The sequence below is a fragment of the Nocardiopsis sp. TRM 82005 genome (genome assembly GCF_056312425.1).
Genome location: NZ_JBWDTQ010000006.1, coordinates 162472 through 181578 on the forward strand (window position 1 = coordinate 162472; position 19107 = coordinate 181578).

Genomic DNA, 19107 nt, shown 5'->3' on the forward strand with positions numbered 1-19107 from the left:
CACCGGTCCTCGCCACGGGCGCGCCGGTCAGCCCTGCGTACCGTCCCCGTCCTGCGCCGTTCCGGCACTGGAGCCCGGGCACGAGCGCAGCGGTGTCCCAGAGACCCCGCAGAACCGCGAGGTCGGCTCCGCGACGGGCGGCTCCTCCGCCTCGGCCGCCGCCGGCATCCGTCCGCGCGGCAGCGCCAGGGCGCACAGCGCGGCCAGAACGCACAGCCCCGCCAGTATCAGCATCGCCGGACCGAAGCCCTGTGCGAGCGCCGCCGGGTCCCCGTCCGCCCCCGCGCCCTCGCCGCCGATCCCGCTGATTCCGGCGAGCACCGGGACCGCGGCCACCCCGATCAGCTGGGCACCGCGTGCGAAGGTGTTGTTCACCCCCGAGGCCAGCCCCGCGTGCCGCTCGGGCGCCGACGCCAGCACGGTCGCCGTCAGCGGCGCCACCGTCGCCGCCAGCCCCAGCGCCACCAGCAGCACGCCCGGCAGCACCCCCGTCAGGTAGGGAGCCTCCGGCTCCAGGCGCGACAGCAGTACGAACCCCGCGGCCAGCAGCAGCGGACCCACGAGCAGCTGTGTCCTGGGGCCGATGCGGGCGGCGAGCTTGCCCGACCTCGCCGAGAGCGCCAGCATCATGAGCGTGATCGGCAGTGAGGCCGCACCCGCAGCCACGGGTGGGTATCCGCCCACCTCTTGCAGGTGGATCACCAGCAGGAACAGCAGTGGCCCCAGAGAGCCGTAGATCAGCACCGTCGCGGCGTTGGTCGCGCTGAAGGCGGTCGAGGAGAAGATCCCCAGCGGCAGCATCGGGTTCCGGCTTCGCGCCTCCGCCAGCAGGAACCCCGCCAGAGCCAGCACACCCAGCGCCGCCGCGGTCCACACGGTCGGGGCGGTGCCCACCGCGCCCCACTGGATCAGTGCGTAGGTGGTTCCGCCCAGCGCGACCACGCCCAGCAGTGCCCCCGGATAGTCCAGGTACCGGGGGGCCTCGACGTCGCGCGACTCGGGCACCCGGAACCAGGCGATCAACAGCACCACCGCCGCGATGGGCAGGTTGATGAGGAAGATCAGTCGCCAGTCGCCGAGCTGCACGAGCCAGCCGCCCACGAAGGGCCCCACCGCCGCGGCCACGCCCGTCAGTCCCGACCACGCCCCGATCGCCCGCGCCCGGTCCTGCTCGCGAAACCCGGCCTGGAGGATCGCCAGGCTCCCCGGGGTCAGCAGCGCTCCGCCCACGCCCTGCACCACACGTCCCGCCACCAGCCACTCCAGGGTCGGCGCGAACGTGCACAGCGCCGAAGCCAGCGCGAACACCGCCACTCCGGCCATGAACAGGCGCACCCGGCCGAACCGGTCCGACAGCGAACCGCTGAGCAGGATCAGCGCGGACAGCGTCACCATGTAGCCGTTGACGATCCACTGCAAACCCGAGAGCCCGGTGCCCAGGTCGCCCCGGACGGCGGGCAGCGCCACCGTCACCACCGTCGAGTCCAGGAAGGCCATCCCCGAGCCGAGGACCGTGGCCGTGAGCGCCCATCGGGCCGTGGGCGTTCCCCACGCCACCCCGCCCGCCGGGACCGGTACCGAAGCAGAACCACCCACTGTGCACCCCCGACCCACACAGTACGACGCGGACCCTCTCCGCCCGTGGGCGAAGAGGGTCCGCGTGTTCCGTTCCGTGCCACGGAGGCCGGAGTGCCTACTCGCTGGCCAGCGCTCCGGTGATCGAGGTCCCGGCTGCCCGCCGACCGGGCAGCACCGAGGCCAGGAGCCCGGCCAGGACGGCCACGGCGATGAACACCGCGATCTGCCCGGCGGGAGCCGTGAACACCATGTCCGGCAGGGTCGCGTTGGCGGCGGCCCAGCCGAACACCACGCCCAGCACGATGCCGATACCGGCGCCGATCAGGCACAGCAGTACGGCCTCCACGCTCAGCATCCGGCGCAGCTGGCCCCTGGCCAGCCCGAGCGCCCGCAGCAGGGCCGACTCGCGGGTGCGCTCCAGCACCGACAGGGCCATGGTGTTGGAGATACCGAACACCGCGATGATGATCGCCAGTCCCAGCATCGCCGCGATGGTGTAGAAGGCGATGTTCAACATCTCCGTGAACTGGTTCTTCATCTCGGCGGCCGACATGACCTGCATGGTCGGGTACTCCTCCACCGCGGAGTAGACGGCGTCGCGCACCTCGGCGGCGTCGGCTCCCTCGGCCGCGCCGACGAGGAGCATCTCCTGCCCGTCGCGCTCGGGGAACGCGGCGTCGAAGTCCTCCTCGGAGATGGTCACTCCCGACAGCACCTGCATCTGCTCCACCACCGCGACGACCTCCAGGGAGAGGTCCTGTCCGTCCTCGGACGGGACGGTGAGGGTGTCGCCCACGCCGACTCCGTCGACGCGGCCGTCCTCCACCACGGCCGTGCCGGGGCCGAAGTCGTCCAGGTCGCCCTCGACGGTGTCACTGGTGAGGTCGACGCCGATGTCGGCGCCGGCGTAGGAGCGGACGGAGAACATGGAACCGTCGTCCGCGACCTCCACGAAGGCGCCGCGCTGGCCGAAGACGCTCCCCAGGACCTCCTGGGCCTCCAGCGTGTCCCACACCTCGTCCGGGACCGTGGGGAGCGCGGGGACCGGGGCCGTGTCCGTGGAGTCCTCGGTCTCCGGCGCGGACTCGGCCGAACCGCCCTCGGCGCCCTCGCCGGCCTGCTCTTCACCGGCCTGCTCTTCACCGGCCTGCCCTTCGCCGGTCTGGCCCTCCGCGGGGGTCTCCTCCCCCTCCGGAGCCTCCTCGGAGCCCTCAGCGGCGGTGTCCTCGTCCTCGGCGCCGGTCTCCTCCATGGAGAACTGCGGCGAGATCTGGTAGTCCACCGGGAACTGCTCCTCCAGCATCCCGGTCATGGTCGTCTCCAGGGACGCGCTGACCACCGAGTAACCGGTGATGAGAGTGGCTCCCACGGTCAACGCGATCATCGCGGTGGCCGCGCGGCGCGGGCTGCGGGTGGAGTTGTCCACCGCCAGCATGCTCGGTACGCCCATCTTGCGCAGCGGCACACCGACCACGCGCACGATGCCCCGCACCAGCAGCGGGCCCAGCACGACCACGCCCACGAACGCGATCAGCGCGGCGGCGGTCACGATGACCAGGCCCGTCTGGTCCGGTTCGGAGAAGTAGGTCAGGGCCACCAGGGCGGCCGAGACCAGGAAGGCCAGCAGACCGAAGGCGGCGCGGAACCAGCCCGTGCCCTTCTCCAGGCCACCGGCGGACGCGCTGGTGCGCAGCGCCGCCAGCGGCGACACCCGGGTGGCGCGCGTGGCCGGGATCAGTGCCGAGAACACGGTCACCACGGTGCCGACGACCATGCCCACACCCACCGCGAGCGGCGTGATCACCACGGGTACGGAGGAACCGGTGCCCAGGAGGGGGCCGCCGAAGGCCGCACCGGCCATGCCGATGCCCACACCCGCCAGGACGCCCAGGGCGGACGCGATCAGGCCCACGGCCACCGACTCGGCCAGAACCGAGGAGAAGACCTGGGAGCGCTTGGCCCCCACGCAGCGCAGCAGGGCCATCTCCCGCTGGCGCTGGGCGATGAGGATGGCGAAGGTGTTGTAGATGACGATCCCGGCCACGAACATCGCGATGAAGGCGAACAGCAGCAGCGCCATCCGCATCATCTCGGTGTCGCCACCGGCCTCCTCGGCCATGGCCAGGCCGAAGTCCTCACCGGTCTGTACGTCGGTTCCGGTACCCAGCAGGGCGGCGACGGCCTCGGAGACCTGCTCGTCGGTGTGGCCCTCGGCGGCGAGTACGTCGATCTCGACGTAGTCCTCCACGCCGGTCATCTCACGGGCCGTGTCGTCGGCGAAGACGACGGCGCCCCCGTAGCTGTAGCTCGGGTCCACGCCGAACTCGACCAGACCGGTGACGGTGAAGTCGCGCTTGTCCCCCTCGGGGTCGAGCACGGTCACCGTGTCGCCGACCGCGTAGTCGGTCTGGTCGGCGGTGGAGGTGGCCAGGGCGATCTCGTCTCCGCTCTCGGGCAGAGTGCCCTCGTCGGCGGAGAAGCGGCTGACCTCGCCCAGCGAGAGGGCCGCGGGCGGTGTGAAACCGGACGCGCGGCCCTCCTTGTCCAGGAGCACGGCACTGCCCTGGAGCAGGCCGCCGGCCTCGTCGACCTCCGGGAGCGCCCGGACGTCGTCGAGCTGCTCGTCGGTCAGCGGCTCCGGCTCCTGGACCTCCTCGGGGTTGCCCGCCGGCTCCTCCTCCGCCGGGACGGCGATGGTGTCGACGTTGGTCGCGGAGCCCATCACGGACTCCTCGTAGTTGGCGTTCAGGGTGTCGGCGAAGACCATGGTGCCCGAGACGAACATGACCCCGAGCAGGATCGCCAGCACGGTGGTGACGTACCGGGACTTGTGCAGACGTAGCCCGGCGAGTGTGGTGCGCAGCATGTCCTCTAGGCCTCTTCCAGCTTCAGCAGTCGCGCGGAGACCAGCTCGGCGGTGGGTTCGGTGACCTCGTCCACCAGGCGCCCGTCGCGCAGGAAGACCACGCGGTCGGCGTAGGAGGCGGCGACGGGGTCGTGGGTGACCATGACGATGGTCTGGTTCAGGTCGCGGGCCGACTCACGCAGGAAGGCCAGTACCTCGGAGCCCGAACGCGAGTCCAGGTTGCCGGTGGGCTCGTCGGCGTAGACGACCTCGGGAGCGTTGAGCAGGGCGCGGGCCACGGCCACACGCTGCTGCTGGCCGCCGGAGAGCTTGGCGGGCAGGTGGTTCAGGCGGTCGCGCAGCCCCACCACGTCGACGATGTGGTCGAACCGCTGCTTGTCGACCCCGCGCCGGGCGATCTGCGAGGGCAGCAGGATGTTCTGCTCCGCGGTCAGCATCGGCAGCAGGTTGAACGACTGGAAGATGAACCCGATCCGGTCGCGGCGCAGCAGGGTCAGCTCGGCGTCGCGCAGCCCGGTGATCTCGGTACGGCCCAGGTGCACGGTGCCGGAGGTGGCCATGTCCAGCCCGGCCAGGCAGTGCATCAGGGTGGACTTGCCGGACCCGGAGGGGCCCATGATCGCGGTGAAGGCGCCCCGGTGGAACTCCACGTCCACCCCGGCCAGGGCGTGGACCTGGTTGTCACCGGTGTCATAGGTCTTGGTGAGGCCCCTGGCGACCACCACCGGCGGCTCGGTGACCGGAGGAACGGGCTTCACAGTGGACTCGGTCACGACAGACAGCTCCAGGAGTCGGGAAAGGGATGGTGCTACGGGCCGGGCGGAGGCTCCGACTCGGTACTCCACCACGCTAAGACCGCGCCACGCGTCCGGGCGTCCACCGCGGGACCGATCCTGGAGTCAGCCAAAGGGACGGTGACGGCCGGGTTCGGGACTCCTTCGTCGGACCCGACCACCGACTTTCGTCGGGGTCGGAATTCTCACCCTACGTGATGAATGGGGGAGAAACAGGACACCCGTGTCTCGGATCCCGGTGGCTGGGAGCCCGGCACACCGGACACCTGATCCCCTCCCGGTGGCCCGGGCGGGGTGACCGGCGGTTCGGCCGCCGCGGACCCTCCGGGCCACCGGGGCCGTTTTCGGGGAGGTGCCCTTCCACAGTGCCTTTCCCCGGTCCAACGGCACGACGCGGGCCCTCCCCCGCCCGGAGGCGGAGGAGGGCCCATGCGTTCTGTCCGGAGCCCCAAAGAGGGCACGGTCTACTCGCTGGCCAGCGCCCCGGTGATCGAGGTGGACGCCGCCTTACGCGCGGGCAGCACCGACGCCAGCAGCCCGGCCAGGATCGCGATCGCGATGAACACCGCGATCTGGGTGCCCGGGAAGGAGAAGACCATGTCCGGCAGGGCCGCGGCACCGGCGGCCCAGCCGAACACCACTCCCAGAGCGATACCGATACCGGCGCCGATCAGGCACAGCAGCACGGCCTCCACGCTCAGCATCCGGCGCAGCTGCCCTCGGGCCAGACCCATCGCCCGCAGCAGTGCGGACTCGCGGGTGCGCTCCAGTACCGACAGGGCCATCGTGTTGGAGATGCCGAACACCGCGATGATGATCGCCAGGCCCAGCATGGCCGCGATGGTGTAGAAGGCGATGTCCAGGACCTGGGTGAACTGGTTCTTCATCTCGGCGGCCGACCCGATCTGCAGGGTCGGGTAGTCCTCCAGCGCCGTGTGGACCGCGTCGCGCACCTCGGCGGGGTCGGCGCCCTCCGCCGCGGGGACGAAGAGCATCTCGGCCTCGTCCACCTCGGGGAAGGCCCGGTTGAAGTCCTCCTCGGCGATGGTCACGCTGGAGAGCACCTGCAGGTCCGCCACCACCGCGACGACCTCCAGGGACAGGTCCTCCCCGTTCTCCGACGGGATGGTGTACGTGTCACCGAGCCCGACCCCGGCTTCGTCGGCGTCGTCCTGCGGTATCGCGACCTCGCCCGGTTCGAAGCCGGTCAGCTCGCCCGCGACGAGGTCACTGGTGATGTCGACGCCGATCTCGGCGCCCGGGTAGGTGTCGACGCTGGAAAACCAGCCTTCTTCCTGCTCGATGTAGGCGCTGCTTTGGCCGAAGACCTGACCCAGGGCGTCCTGGCTCTCCAACGCCGCCTGGACCTCGTCAGGGATGGTGGGGACGGTGAACGCGTCCGGTGCCTCGTCGGCTCCGCTTTCCTGCTCGGTGGACTCGCCACCGGTGTCCCCGGTGGTGCCCTCCTCGACGGGACCCTCTCCGGTGGACGCGCCCTCAGCGCCCTCGGCGCCCTCGGCGCCCTCTCCGGGCTCGGCGGGTTCCTCGGCACCGTCGGCCGGGCCCTGGGTTCCCTCAGCGCCCTCGGCACCGTCGGTGCCTTCGGTACCCTCGGTCTCCTCGCTTTCGCTCCCCGTCTCGTCCATGGCGAACTGCGGGGAGATCTGGTAGTCCACCGGGAACCGCTCTTCGAGCATGCTGGTCATGGTGGCCTCGGTGGAGGCGCTGATGACCGAGTACCCGGTGATGAGCGTGGCGCCCACGGTCAGGGCGATCATCGCGGTGGCGGCACGGCGCGGGCTGCGGGTGGAGTTGTCCACCGCCAGCATGCTCGGCACACCCACCTTCCGCAGGGGGACGCCGACCAGGCGCACGATGCCGCGCACCAACAGCGGGCCCAGCACGACCACGCCCACGAACGCGATCAGGGCGGCGCCGGTCGCGAGGACCATGCTCATCACGACCATGCCGGGGTCTTCCATGCTCAGGGCCAGGGCGACCAGACCGGCCGAGGCCGCGAAGGTCAACAGTCCGAAGACGACGCGGACCCGGCCCGTGCCCTTCTCCAGTCCGGTGGCGGTGGCGCTGGTGCGCAGCGCCGCCAGCGGCGCCACCCGGGTGGCGCGCGTGGCCGGGATCAGGGCGGAGAACACGGTCACCACGGTGCCGACCGCCAGGCCGACCAGGACCGCCGTCGGCGTGATCACCAGAGGCAAGGAGGTCTCGGTACCCAGGAGCGGTCCGCCGAAGGCCGCACCGGCCATGCCGACGCCCACACCGGCCAGCACGCCCAGGGCGGAGCCGACCAGGCCCACGACCAGCGACTCGGCCAGCATCGACCGGAAGACCTGGCCGCGCTTGGCGCCCACGCACCGCAGCAGGGCCAGTTCACGCTGGCGCTGGGCGATGAGGATGGCGAAGGTGTTGTAGATGACGATCCCGGCCACGAACATCGCGATGAACGCGAACAGCAGCAACGCGGTGCGTATCATCTCGGTCTGGCCGCCCACGTTCTCGGCCAGCTCCAGGCCGTACTCCTCGCCGGTCTGGGCCTCGGCTCCGGAGCCGAGTGCCACGGCCACGGCGTCGGCCACCTCCTCGGGGGTGTACCCCTCGGCCGCGAGCGCGTCGATCTCGTCGTAGTCCGTGACGCCGGTCATCTCCCCGATGGTGTCCGGGTCGAAGACGAGGGCGCCCGCCCTGCTGTAGACAGGTTCCACGCCGAAGTCGACCAGACCGGTGACGGTGAACTCGCGCTTGTTCTCCTCGGAGTCGAGCGCGGTCACCGTGTCGCCGACCGCGAAACCGGTCTGTTCGGCGGTGGAGGTGGCCAGGGCGATCTCGTCCCCGTTTTCGGGGAGTTCGCCCTCGTCGGCGGAGAAACGGCTGACCCCGTCCAACGCGACCGCGGCGGGCGGCACGGCTCCGATCGCGCGCCCGTCGGCGTCCAGGAGCACGGCCTGGCCCCCCAGGAGTCCGCCCGCCTCGGCGACCTCGGGCAGCGCCCGGACCTCGTCGAGCTGCTCCTGGGTGAAGGGGACCGGCTCCTGGTAGTCCTCGGGGTTCTCCACCTCCTCGGTGGTTGGGGCGGCGATGGCGTCGACGCTGGTCGCGGAGCCCATCACGGACTCCTCGTAGTTGGCGTTCAGGGTGTCGGCGAAGACCATGGTCCCCGAGACGAACATGACCCCCAACAGGATCGCCAGCACGGTGGTGACGTACCGGGACTTGTGCAGCCGCAGTCCGGCGAGTGTGGTGCGCAGCATGTCCCTCAGGCCTCTTCCAGCTTCAGCAGCCGCGCGGAGACCAGCTCGGCGGTGGGGTCGGTGACCTCGTCCACCAGGCGGCCGTCGCGCAGGAAGACCACGCGGTCGGCGTAGGAGGCGGCGACGGGGTCGTGGGTGACCATGACGATGGTCTGGTGCAGGTCGCGGGCCGACTCACGCAGGAACCGCAGCACCTCGGAGCCCGAACGCGAGTCCAGGTTGCCGGTGGGCTCGTCGGCGTAGACGACCTCGGGAGCGTTGAGCAGGGCGCGGGCCACGGCCACACGCTGCTGCTGGCCGCCGGAGAGCTTGGCGGGCAGGTGGTTCAGGCGGTCGCGCAGCCCCACCACGTCGACGATGTGGTCGAACCGCTGCTTGTCGACCCCGCGCCGGGCGATCTGCGAGGGCAGCAGGATGTTCTGCTCCGCGGTCAGCATCGGCAGCAGGTTGAACGACTGGAAGATGAACCCGATCCGGTCGCGGCGCAGCAGGGTCAGCTCGGCGTCGCGCAGCCCGGTGATCTCGGTACGGCCCAGGTGCACGGTGCCGGAGGTGGCCATGTCCAGCCCGGCCAGGCAGTGCATCAGGGTGGACTTGCCGGACCCGGAGGGGCCCATGATCGCGGTGAAGGCGCCCCGGTGGAACTCCACGTCCACCCCGGCCAGGGCGTGGACCTGGTTGTCACCGGTGTCGTAGGTCTTGGTGAGGCCCCTGGCGACCACCACCGGCGGCTCGGTGGCCGGAGGGTCGGGCTTCACTGTGGACTCGGTCACGGCAGACAGCTCCAGGAAAACGGGGATGGTGTGAAGGCCGGACGGACTCTCCGCCACGGCATGTCACCACGCTAGACCCGCGCACTCCGTCGAGGCGTCCACCGTGGGACCGATCCTGGAGGGGGCCAAAGGGACGGGGCCAGGCGGGTTCGCGACGCCTTAGTCGGGTCGGCGCACCGACTTTCGTCGGGACTTGGATTCTCACCCTGCGTGATAGGCAGGGAGCAAGAAGGCCGTGACCTGCTTTGACGCGGCGAATCGACGATCGGACCACGGGGGTGGGCCCCCGTGCGCGTCCCCCGAGGCCGTTGGAGAGGCCACCGTAGACTCCCCACCATGACGAGCTGGGTCAACGAGCGAGGCAGAGCCTTCGGTGCCCTGTGGAACAAGAACCGCGGGTGGTGGTGGCAGCGCCGCCTGGGTATCGCCGACTGGCTCTACGCCGTGCTGCCCCTCCCCTTCAGCGGGCTCATCCAGTTCGGCGCCGGAGCCGGCGGCGGGATCGGCCTGTACGGCGGTCTCATCGCCAGTATCCCCGCCGCCCTTTCCTCCTTCAGTGTCCTGGCCGCCTTGGTCGTCGGGTTCGCCTTCTACGTGATCCCGGTCCTGTGGGCCGGGGTGACGGTGCTCCTGCGGCGAACCGCCCCGCAGTGGCTTCTCGTTACCGGGTTCGTGATGCTGCTGATCTTCGCCAACTTCGTCCCAGCGGCGATCGCCCTGTACTCGTACGCGGTGTACCACTCCAACCGGCGCCTGCTGGTGGGCTGGTTCGCCCTGTACGCCCTGGCCGTGACCCTCGCCTACCAGGAGGCCACCCTCTTCGGGCAGGTGTTCCTGATCGGGATGCTGCTGGTCGTGCCCATGACCGTCGGCCTGTGGGTGGGCACACGCCGCCAGCTCATCGACCGGCTCCACGAGCGTGCCGAACGCCTCGAACGCGAACAGCACATGATGGCCGAGCAGGCCATCACCGCCGAACGCACCCGCATCGCCCGGGAGATGCACGACGTGGTCGCGCACCGGGTCAGCCTCATGGTGCTGCACGCGGGCGGGCTGGAGGTCTCCTCCGAGGACCCGCGTACCATCGAGGCCGCCGGACTCATCCGCACCACCGGCCGGGAGGCCCTCTCCGAACTGCGCGGCGTCCTCGGTGTCCTGCGCGACGAGACCACCGCGGCGCCGACCGCGCCGCAGCCGGTCCTGGCCGACCTGGAACGGTTGGTGGGGGAGTGGAGCGCGGCCGGGATGCCGATCCACCGGGAGGACACCGGAATGGTGCGTCCGCTCCCGGCGGGCGTCCAGCGCACCGCCTACCGGATCGTCCAGGAGGGGCTGACCAACGCCGCCAAGCACGCACCCGGCGCCGCCGTCACCCTGCGCCTGCACTACGGTGCCCACCAGTTGGAGTTGGAGGTGGCCAACGCGCCCGCACTGGCTCCGGCCACCCCCATGCCCCGCAGCGGATTCGGGCTGACCGGCCTGCACGAACGCGTCGTGCTGGCGGGCGGCAGCCTCAGCGCCGGGGTGTGCCACGACGGCGGATGGCGGTTGCGCGCTATCTTGCGAACCGACAACCCACCCGGCACGGAAGAGGTCCACGACGGTGATCCGCACGCTCCTGGTCGATGACGAAATCCTGGTCAGATCCGGCCTGCGGATGATCCTGGACTCCGCCCCCGACATCGAGGTGGTGGGGGAGGGCGGTGACGGTGACGAGGCCGTGCGTCTGGCCCGGGAACTCCTACCGGACGTGGTGCTGCTCGACATCCGTATGCCGGGCACCGACGGGATCACCGCCGCCTCCCTGCTCACCGGCCTGCCCGAGCCGCCCCGCGTGGTCCTGCTGACCACCTTCGACCTGGACGAGTACGTGCACAGCGCGCTGCGCGCCGGGGCGGTGGGCTTCCTGCTCAAGGACACCCCGCCGCGCGACCTCATCGGCGCGGTACGCACCGTCGATGAGGGAAACGCCATGCTCGCCCCCAGCGTCACCAAGCGCATGCTCGAACGCTTCTCCTCCCCGGCGCCCGCCGACTCGGCCGCGGGCCGCACCGAGGCCGAGAGCCGCCTGTCGGTGCTCAGCGAGCGGGAGCGCTCCGTGCTCATAGCGGTGGCCCGGGGCATGTCCAACGCCGAGGCCGGGCGCGACCTGGGCATGCGCGAGGCCACGGTCAAGGCGCACGTCAGCCGGATCCTGTCCAAGCTGAACATGTCCAACCGGGTGCAGGCCGCCATCCTGGCCCACGACGCGGGCTGGGCCTGAGTACGGGCTCCGCGCCGCGCGCGGACGCCCGGGAACGCTCGTCGAACCCGTGGACGGCGGTGCGCCGTGCCGCACGGACGCCCCGCCCCGTGCTTCGGGTGACACACTTCACCTCGGCCCCGCGGGCTCGGGGAGCCCTTCCGGACGTCCGGAAGGGCCCATGGACCGGGGAGGAGGACCGTTCCTCACCTCGGTTGCGTTTACCGCCGGGTAGCTCGATACGCTGCAAGGCGATCCCACCCCCTTGGAACGTCACGTCGTGGCTGTTCACAGCAGCCGCAGGAGAAGAGGAGCCCTTATGTCGCGCTCGGTACTGGTCACCGGCGGCAACCGCGGAATCGGCCTGGCCATCGCCCGTGAGCTGGCCGAGGGCGGAGACGACGTCGCGGTGACCTACCGTTCCGGCGAACCCCCGGAGGGTCTGCTGGGCGTCCGCTGCGACATCACCGACTCCGCCCAGGTCGACGCCGCCTTCAAGGAGGTCGAGGAGGCACAGGGTCCCGTCGAGGTGCTCGTCGCCAACGCCGGGATCACCAAGGACCAGCTCCTCGCCCTGATGAGCGAGGACGACTTCTCCTCCGTCCTGGACACCAACCTCACCGGCTCCTTCCGCGTCACCAAGCGCGCCGTGCGCGGCATGATGCGCAAGCGCTCGGGCCGCGTGGTCCTCATCTCCTCCGTGGTCGGCCTTCTCGGCTCCGGCGGGCAGGCCAACTACGCCGCCTCCAAGGCCGGTCTCGTCGGTTTCGGCCGCTCCCTGGCCCGCGAGCTCGGTTCGCGCAACATCACCGTCAACGTCGTGTCCCCCGGTTTCGTCGAGACCGAGATGACCGCGGCGCTGCCCGAGGAGCGCCAGGCCGAGATCAAGAAGAACGTCCCCCTGGGCCGTCTCGGCGCCACCGAGGACGTCGCCAGAACGGTGGCCTTCCTCACCGGGCCCGGCGGCTCCTACATCACCGGCGCCGTCATCCCCGTCGACGGCGGCCTGGGCATGGGCCACTGACACGCGCCCCGCACCCTCTTCCACTTCCCGGAGGACAGCCCCTCCGGAACTGACCAAAGACAGGACGGACAACCCGAACCATGGGAATCCTCGAAGGTAAGCGCATCCTCATCACCGGGGTGCTCACCGACGCCTCCATCGCCTTCCACGTGGCCCGACTGGCCCAGGAGCAGGGGGCCACGGTCGTCCTCACCGGCTACGGCCGCCTGAGCCTGGTGGAGCGCATCGCCAAGCGCCTGCCCGAGACGCCCCCGGTCCTGGAGCTGGACGTCACCGACGACGAGCAGCTCGCCAGCCTGGCCGAGCGCGTCGGTGAGCACGTCGACGGCTTGGACGGCATCGTGCACTCCATCGGTTTCACGCCGCAGGAGGCCCTGGGCGGCAACTTCCTCAACACCGAGTGGTCGGACGTGGCCACCGCCATGCACACGTCCACCTTCTCCCTGAAGTCGCTGACCACCTCTCTGACGCCGCTGATGAAGAACGGCGGTTCGGTCGTGGCCCTGGACTTCGACAACAGCGTCTCCTACCCCATCTACGACTGGATGGGCGTGGCCAAGTCCGCGCTCACCTCCACCGCCCGCTACCTGGCGCGTTACGTCGGCGAGCAGGACATCAGGGTCAACCTGGTCTCCGCCGGGCCGCTGAGCACGATGGCCGCCCGAAGCATCCCCGGGTTCGCCGACCTGGCCAAGCACTGGCCCGAGCGCGCCCCGCTGGGCTGGGACGTCACCGACCCCGAGCCCGCCGCCAAGGCGGTCACGGCCCTGCTGTCCGACTGGTTCCCGGCCACCACCGGCGAGACCGTCCACGTCGACGGCGGTTTCCACTCCACCGGAGCCTGAACCCACCGGAGGCGTGTGCGGTAGGTTGACGCGGGCGGGGCCGCCCCTCGGGGGCGCCCCGCCCGTCTGTTGTCACGCGAGGCCGGTACGGCGTGTGCACCCGTGTGTCCGCTGCGGACCGTGTGACCCTGGCAGGCGGCTGTGAGAGCCGATGGAGCGCGTCGAAGGGCGGAAGACGGTATGGATCTGGGACTGGCGGGAGCACGGGTCGCGGTAACCGGAGCCAGCAGGGGGATCGGCCTTGCCATCGCTCAGGTGTTCGCCGGGGAGGGCGCCGACCTGGCGATCTGCGCACGCACACCAGAGCCGCTGGCCGAGGCCGCCCGGGAACTGGAGGCGTCCGGCACGAGGGTGTTCTCGCGCGCCCTGGACGTCACCGACCACGACGCGCTGCCCTCCTTCGTGGACGACGCGGCCGAGGACCTCGGCGGCCTGGACGTGCTGGTCTCCAACGTCTCCGGCGGAAGCGCGCCCACACCGGACCAGTGGGAGCGCGGCTTCGCGACCGACGTGATGCCGTTCGTGCGCCTGACCGAGGCCGCCAGCCCGTACCTGCTGGGCTCCGAACGCGGCGGCTCGGTGGTACTGATCTCCAGCACCTCGGCGCTGCACGCCACCGCGCCCGCCGGTCCGCGTGCCTACGGCGCGGTCAAGGCCGCGCTCAACCACCACGCGTCCTCGCTGGCCCGTGCCTGGGCGGGCGAGGGTGTGCGGGTCAACACCGTCTCGCCCGGACCGATCGAGTTCCCCGGCGGGGGATGGGCGCGCCGTCGTGAGAACGACCCGCGGTTCTACGAGTCCATCCGAGAGCGCATCCCCTACGGCCGCCTCGGCCGTCCCGAGGAGGTCGCCCGGGCGGTGGCCTTCCTCGCCGGACCGGCGGCCGCGTTCGTCACCGGGCAGAATCTGGTGGTCGACGGCGGGTTCCTCGACCAGATCTGATGTTGGGCTCAGGTACGCGGCCGGACACCGGAACGGTGATGGGCCCGGAGCCGCAGGGCGGTGACGGCGGTGCCGAGCAGACCCGCCGCCAGTACCGCCACCGCCACGTCGGGCAGCCACGTCAGCGCCGGCCGCAGCCCGAAGCCCGCCACCAGCCACACCGCCGCGCCAGCCGAGACGAGTCCGGGCACCGTCCAGAGGGCGGTCACCCAGGGGCGGGGACGCCGGGTTCGCGCGGCCGCGACGACGCCCGCCCCGAGCGCCGCCGCGACGGTGGTCGGCCCCCACACCGCGACCAGGTGCAGCGGGTCGGCGCCGGGGGAGCCGGGGGAGCCGCCGCCCGCGACGAGGCGGGCCAGTCCGAGGGCGACCGCCTGAATCTGCCCGTCGCGCAGTACGTCGTAGGCGTTCTGTAGGACCACCACCGCGCGCTCGCGGCTGGGCAGCAGCACCACCATCGCCGCGTGTCCCGGGGTCGCGCCGCCGTGGAAGACCATGGGTTCGCCGAGGCCGGCCGGGGCGGTCTCGCGCCAGCCCAGTCCGTACTCCTGTGCCGAACCGGGGACCGGAACCGTCCCGGTACGGGCCCGGGCCAGGGCGCCGGCGTCCAGTACGGGCGGGTCCCCGTCGAGCTGGGCTCCGGCGAACGCGGACAGGGCGGCGAGGTCCCCGCCCAGGTAGCCGTAGGACACACCGGCGTCGTCCACGCCGTCCGCGTTCGCCACCGGGACTCCCCACAGCGTGCGGTGCCCGGGGGCCAGCCCCGCCTCCCGGGCCTCCTGGGCGCCGACGAAGGCGCCGTCCATCCCCAGCGGGTCCAGGACGGCCTCGCGCAGGTGGATGCCGAAGTCCCCGGTCACCTCCTCCATGACAGCGCCCAGCACCAGGTAGTTGGCGCTGCTGTACTCGTGCGTGCCCGGGGTACCCGGTTCCGAGGCCGCGACCCGTGCCACCCGCGTATCGAGGTCCGCCGCACCCTCGCCGTAGAGGTCGCTGGTGGGGAACGCGGTGTCGGAGGTGATGCCCGAGGTCTGGGTGAGCAGGTCGCGCACCGCGGGGTCGGCACCGAACTCCCCGAAGGCGGGCAGGTACCGCTCGACCGGTGCGTCCAGGTCCAGACGCCCGTCCTCTGCCAGGACCAGTGCGGCGGTGGCGGTCACGGGCTTGGCCACCGACCCCCACAGGAACGGGGTGTGCGCGTCGACCGGTGAGCCGTCGCCGTCCACGCCGAGGAACCCCTGGTGCTCGGTGCCCTCCGGGCCGAGTACGGCGTAGGCCATCCCCGGGGTGCCGGTGGCCTCCATCCGTTCCAGGGCGTAGGAGTCCAGGCCAGGGGGTTCGGCGGGGGCCACGGGGGTGAGGGCGAGCAGGGCGGCGAGGGCCTGGTGCATGACGGATCCTTCCGATAATCATATACCCATATGGCTATTATCATACGCTGATATGGTTATCCGGTGCCAAGAACCGCAGACCATGCCCAAAGGCGTACGCAGATCACCGACGCGGTGTGCGAGCTGATCGCTGAGAGGGGGCTGGACGCCGTGACCGTGGCCCGCACGGCCTCCCGTGCCGGGATCTCCGTGGGCCTCGTGCAGCACTACTTCCCCTCCAAGGACGACATGCTGCTGCACGCCTTCGAACGGGTCAGCGCCTCCGTCGCCGCCCGCGTCGCCGACATCGCCAGCGAGGGGACCCGCCACGAGAGGTCCATCGCCGAGGTGCTGCTGGCCGCCCTGGCCGAGCACCTGCCCCTGGACGGGGCCCGAAGCGCGGAGTTTCGCGTCACGCGTGTCTTCGCCGGACGGGCCCTGGACAACCCGGCCCTGGCGGAGGTGGACGCGCGCACCGCCGCCGCCCTGCACGCGGAGATCGCCCGGGCGGTGGGCAACGGTGTGGAGTGCGGTGAGGTGGAACCGGACGTGGACGCCGACACGGCCGCCGCCCGCATCGCCGCCATGGCAGAGGGCCTGGCCACCCAGGTCCACCGGGGCGCGCCCGGCGCCGCCGATCGGGCCCGGGCCGTGCTACGCGCCGAACTGGCCACTGTGTTCACCGGCGAGTGCCGCCAGTACGGCCGCTGACACCTGTTCCCCACGAGGGGTGTCAGTGATCTACATCGTCAAGGTGAAGAATCTGTCAGTCCACTCGTGTTCGTGAAGTCCCACCGGAACGTGCCCCCGCTTCACAGAGACCGGGCCAGGCGGAAGCCGAGGTCGTCCACGTGCAGGGTCGGGTGGCTCTTGCGGCGGCACGAGGCCCGGCAGCCCCGGGGGTGGTCCTGCCATCCCCCGCCGCGGAACACGCGGTAGGGCCCGTAGACCTTGGGATCGTAGACGTCCCAGCACCACTCCCACACGTTGCCGATCATGTCGTGGAGTCCCCAGGAGTTCGGCGCCCTGGTCGCGACGTCGCGGACCGCCCCGCCGGAGTTGGCGCGGTACCAGGCGATCTCGTCCAGCTCGGCGTAGCGGACGCCGGAGGTTCCGGCCCTGCACGCGTACTCCCACTCCGCCTCCGAGGGGAGGCGGTAGCCGTCGGCCGCCCAATCGCAGGCCACGTCCAACGCGTCGGGGTCCTCGCCCGTCGAGTAACAGGCCCGGAGCCCCTCCGCGCGCGAGAGCAGATTGCAGAACCGGACGGCGTCCAACCAGGAGACCTCGGTCACCGGGGTACGCGGCCCGGCCGAACCCTCCGGCACATCACCCCGCACGGCGCGGTACAGCTCGCGGGTCACGGGGTGGGACGCCATCCGGAAGGCACCGACCCCGACCCGCCAGTTCGTCCTCGCGCCCTCGTCCCGCAGAAGGATGCTCCCGGCGGGGATCGGGACCATGTTCCCGGTGGCCACCTGGCGCGGCGCCGGCTCCCGATTCGTCACGGACGCCATCCTATCCCTCTCGGAGAATGCGCACCAGGCGGGTCGTCCGCTCCTTCGCCGCGTTCTCCCGCACACCCGTCTCCAGTCCTCCGCCCGTGGCGTCCACCAGTGACACGTGCCGCGTCGCCCGGGTCAGCGCCGTGTACACCTGCGGGCGCGACACCGGCGCCTCCGGCGGGAACACCGCGACCACGGCGGGCCACCGGCCCCCGTGCGCGGCGGCCACCGTCACCGCCCAGCCCAGGCGCAGCGCCGACGGGTCCGCGACCCTCACCCGCACGCCGCCGGCCAGTTCCACCACGGCGCCCCCGGCCACCTCGCGCAGGTAGCCCGTGTCGCCCGGCCCGTGGCCCGGTCCGTCCGCGGTGATCAGTACCCGGTCGCCCACGTCGAACCCGCCGTGCGTGCCCGGGCCCGGGTTCAACCGCTCCTTGCACGCGGCGTTGAGCGCCCGCGCGCCCGTCGGCCCGTCCTCGCGCGCTGTCACCACCTGCACGTGCTCGACACCGATCCCCAGCGCGCGCGGAATCGAGTCCGTCACCAGCTGCACCACCCGGTGCGCCGCCTCCTCGGCCGACGCCGCGGGTACCCGGACCACCTCGCGCCCGGGCGCCTCCACCTCGGGGACCCCGCCCCCGGCCACGGCCGCCGCCAGCTCCGCGATCGGCCCCGGATCGTCCGGGGCGGCCAGTCCGGCCACGTGCGCCGTCCGCGACGCGGCCACGTCCAGTACCACCTGGCCCGGCGTCGCCGACGGTGCCTGGCCCGGATCGGCCAACAGCACCAGGTGGGCGCCGTCCGCGCACACCGACGCCAGCTCGGCGGCGCGTCCGGCACCCACCGCCATCGCCTCGCACAGCACCACCAGCCCGGCCTCCACCGGAGCACCGGCCAAAAGCGCGGCCAGCGACACCGCGCGTACGGGGGGATTCACGGCTTCCCGCGCGTTCCCGGGACCCCGGTCGCTCTCGGGCCCCTCCTTCTCGTTCTCCTCGCCGCCCTCGGCTTCCCCGGAACCCCCGTTGCTGCCGCGGATCCTCGCCAGGTCGGCGTTGACCTCGGCCGCGGCCTGCGCGGTCGGCGCCGCCACCGCGATCCCCACCTGGCTTTCGGTGGCGATCGCGTCCATGCACACCAGCGCGCGCGCCACCTCCGCGGCGTCGCCCGGGCCGTGCCGCAGCACCGTCACCGGGCGCAGGGCCACCGTCACCAGGGCCTCGCGTGTCTGCTCCGAGACCGTGAACCCGCCGCTCCCGGTGGCCTCGTCCACCGTTTCGGCGGCGGTCGCCAGGTCCATGATCGGGTCGTTGCCCCCGATCAGCCGCACGAGCTGGTCGCCCAACCGCTGTTCGGCGCGTCCCACGTCGGGCAGCGCGTAGAAGCGGTCCGGGTCGGGCAGTTCCGGTACTCCGCCCTCTTCGAAGTCGAAGTCGTCGTCGCCCTCGTCGGTGCTCTCCAGCACCACCGCGCTCTCCTCGGCCGCGGCCGCCTCCAGCGCGGCTGCGGGGTCGGCGATCCCCAGTTTGCCGACCACCGTGGCCAGCCGCTTCTCCTCCACGACGGTGTGCCCCCGGGCCGCGGACATCCGCAGCACGTGCGTGGTGAACGCCGCCAGCCGCCGGGGATCGTCGGGCCGGGCCCCCTCGCCCAGGTGTTTGCGGGCACAGAAGTCGGCCTGCTCCACGGTCACCTGCGGCAGGTGCAGCAGCAGCCACGGGTTCGCGTCCAGCCGTGCGGCGGCATCAGCGCCCAACGCGGCCAGCAGCCGGGGCGCCAGGGCGCGCGGGGCGCTCATCCGGTCAAGGACGGCACAGACCTGTTCGACAGCCTCGGACACCTCGGGCGGTTCCCCTCGTCATGCGGTTCACGGACTCTGGGAGCCTACCGACTCGCGGCGAC

General features: G+C 71.8%; 14 protein-coding genes. 6 read left to right on the forward strand and 8 right to left on the reverse strand.

Annotated elements, in window-relative coordinates; translation table 11 throughout:
• Window positions 1-27 precede the first annotated feature (27 nt).
• From AC0T5L_RS05305 to AC0T5L_RS05325, 5 genes are all read right to left on the reverse strand, one after another.
• Window positions 28-1596, reverse strand: coding sequence for an MFS transporter (locus tag AC0T5L_RS05305; protein ID WP_476164225.1), 1569 nt, complete (start codon window positions 1594-1596; stop codon window positions 28-30).
• 97 nt (window positions 1597-1693) lie between these two features.
• Window positions 1694-4444: an ABC transporter permease gene (locus tag AC0T5L_RS05310; RefSeq protein WP_476164226.1), complete on the reverse strand. Its 2751-nt coding sequence runs from the start codon at window positions 4442-4444 to the stop codon at window positions 1694-1696.
• A gap of 5 nt (window positions 4445-4449) precedes the next feature.
• Entirely contained in the window at window positions 4450-5217 is a 768-nt protein-coding gene (locus tag AC0T5L_RS05315; RefSeq protein WP_476164227.1) for an ABC transporter ATP-binding protein, read from the reverse strand.
• Window positions 5218-5702: 485 nt separating this feature from the next.
• On the reverse strand, window positions 5703-8504 hold the full coding sequence (locus AC0T5L_RS05320; RefSeq protein WP_476164228.1) for an ABC transporter permease: 2802 nt from the start codon (window positions 8502-8504) through the stop codon (window positions 5703-5705).
• A gap of 5 nt (window positions 8505-8509) precedes the next feature.
• Window positions 8510-9277 (reverse strand): ABC transporter ATP-binding protein, encoded by a 768-nt coding sequence (locus AC0T5L_RS05325; protein WP_476164229.1) that lies wholly within the window; start codon window positions 9275-9277, stop codon window positions 8510-8512.
• Between the two features lie 336 nt (window positions 9278-9613).
• Between AC0T5L_RS05325 and AC0T5L_RS05330 the strand changes: the two genes are divergently transcribed.
• The 5 genes from AC0T5L_RS05330 to AC0T5L_RS05350 all read left to right on the forward strand — a co-directional run bounded on the left by AC0T5L_RS05330 (window position 9614) and on the right by AC0T5L_RS05350 (window position 14330).
• Window positions 9614-10906 (forward strand): sensor histidine kinase, encoded by a 1293-nt coding sequence (locus AC0T5L_RS05330; protein WP_476164230.1) that lies wholly within the window; start codon window positions 9614-9616, stop codon window positions 10904-10906.
• Window positions 10881-11540: a response regulator gene (locus AC0T5L_RS05335; protein ID WP_476164231.1), complete on the forward strand. Its 660-nt coding sequence runs from the start codon at window positions 10881-10883 to the stop codon at window positions 11538-11540. Before AC0T5L_RS05330 ends, AC0T5L_RS05335 begins: the two co-directional genes overlap by 26 nt.
• A 298-nt stretch (window positions 11541-11838) precedes the next feature.
• On the forward strand, window positions 11839-12543 hold the full coding sequence (fabG, locus tag AC0T5L_RS05340) for a 3-oxoacyl-ACP reductase FabG (RefSeq protein ID WP_476164232.1): 705 nt from the start codon (window positions 11839-11841) through the stop codon (window positions 12541-12543).
• An 80-nt stretch (window positions 12544-12623) separates the two neighbouring features.
• Entirely contained in the window at window positions 12624-13388 is a 765-nt protein-coding gene (fabI, locus tag AC0T5L_RS05345) for an enoyl-ACP reductase FabI (protein ID WP_476164233.1), read from the forward strand.
• Window positions 13389-13568: 180 nt separating this feature from the next.
• On the forward strand, window positions 13569-14330 hold the full coding sequence (locus AC0T5L_RS05350) for an SDR family NAD(P)-dependent oxidoreductase (RefSeq protein WP_476164234.1): 762 nt from the start codon (window positions 13569-13571) through the stop codon (window positions 14328-14330).
• Window positions 14331-14338: 8 nt separating this feature from the next.
• Here the strand turns inward: AC0T5L_RS05350 and AC0T5L_RS05355 are convergent, their stop codons facing one another.
• Window positions 14339-15721: a serine hydrolase domain-containing protein gene (locus tag AC0T5L_RS05355; RefSeq protein ID WP_476164235.1), complete on the reverse strand. Its 1383-nt coding sequence runs from the start codon at window positions 15719-15721 to the stop codon at window positions 14339-14341.
• A 63-nt stretch (window positions 15722-15784) separates the two neighbouring features.
• On the opposite strand from AC0T5L_RS05355, the gene AC0T5L_RS05360 reads away from it, so the two are divergent.
• The gene (locus AC0T5L_RS05360; RefSeq protein WP_476164236.1) at window positions 15785-16411 is read left to right on the forward strand and encodes a TetR/AcrR family transcriptional regulator; all 627 of its coding nucleotides are present in this window, start codon (window positions 15785-15787) and stop codon (window positions 16409-16411) included.
• 101 nt (window positions 16412-16512) lie between these two features.
• On the opposite strand, the gene AC0T5L_RS05365 is transcribed toward AC0T5L_RS05360, so the two are convergent.
• Both AC0T5L_RS05365 and AC0T5L_RS05370 read right to left on the reverse strand, forming a co-directional pair.
• Window positions 16513-17163: a formylglycine-generating enzyme family protein gene (locus tag AC0T5L_RS05365; protein WP_476164337.1), complete on the reverse strand. Its 651-nt coding sequence runs from the start codon at window positions 17161-17163 to the stop codon at window positions 16513-16515.
• Window positions 17164-17218: 55 nt separating this feature from the next.
• A complete protein-coding gene (locus AC0T5L_RS05370; protein ID WP_476164237.1) occupies window positions 17219-19045 on the reverse strand; it encodes an ATP-dependent DNA helicase in 1827 nt (608 codons plus the stop codon).
• Between the last annotated feature and the right edge of the window lie 62 nt (window positions 19046-19107).

Coding starts and splice junctions, on each gene's coding strand:
- AC0T5L_RS05310 (WP_476164226.1), bottom strand. CDS start 4,444: ATGCTGCGCACCACACTCGCCGGGCTACGTCTGCACAAGTCCCGGTAC.
- AC0T5L_RS05320 (WP_476164228.1), bottom strand. CDS start 8,504: ATGCTGCGCACCACACTCGCCGGACTGCGGCTGCACAAGTCCCGGTAC.
- AC0T5L_RS05330 (WP_476164230.1), top strand. CDS start 9,614: ATGACGAGCTGGGTCAACGAGCGAGGCAGAGCCTTCGGTGCCCTGTGG.
- fabG (WP_476164232.1), top strand. CDS start 11,839: ATGTCGCGCTCGGTACTGGTCACCGGCGGCAACCGCGGAATCGGCCTG.
- fabI (WP_476164233.1), top strand. CDS start 12,624: ATGGGAATCCTCGAAGGTAAGCGCATCCTCATCACCGGGGTGCTCACC.
- AC0T5L_RS05350 (WP_476164234.1), top strand. CDS start 13,569: ATGGATCTGGGACTGGCGGGAGCACGGGTCGCGGTAACCGGAGCCAGC.
- AC0T5L_RS05355 (WP_476164235.1), bottom strand. CDS start 15,721: ATGCACCAGGCCCTCGCCGCCCTGCTCGCCCTCACCCCCGTGGCCCCC.
- AC0T5L_RS05365 (WP_476164337.1), bottom strand. CDS start 17,163: ATGGTCCCGATCCCCGCCGGGAGCATCCTTCTGCGGGACGAGGGCGCG.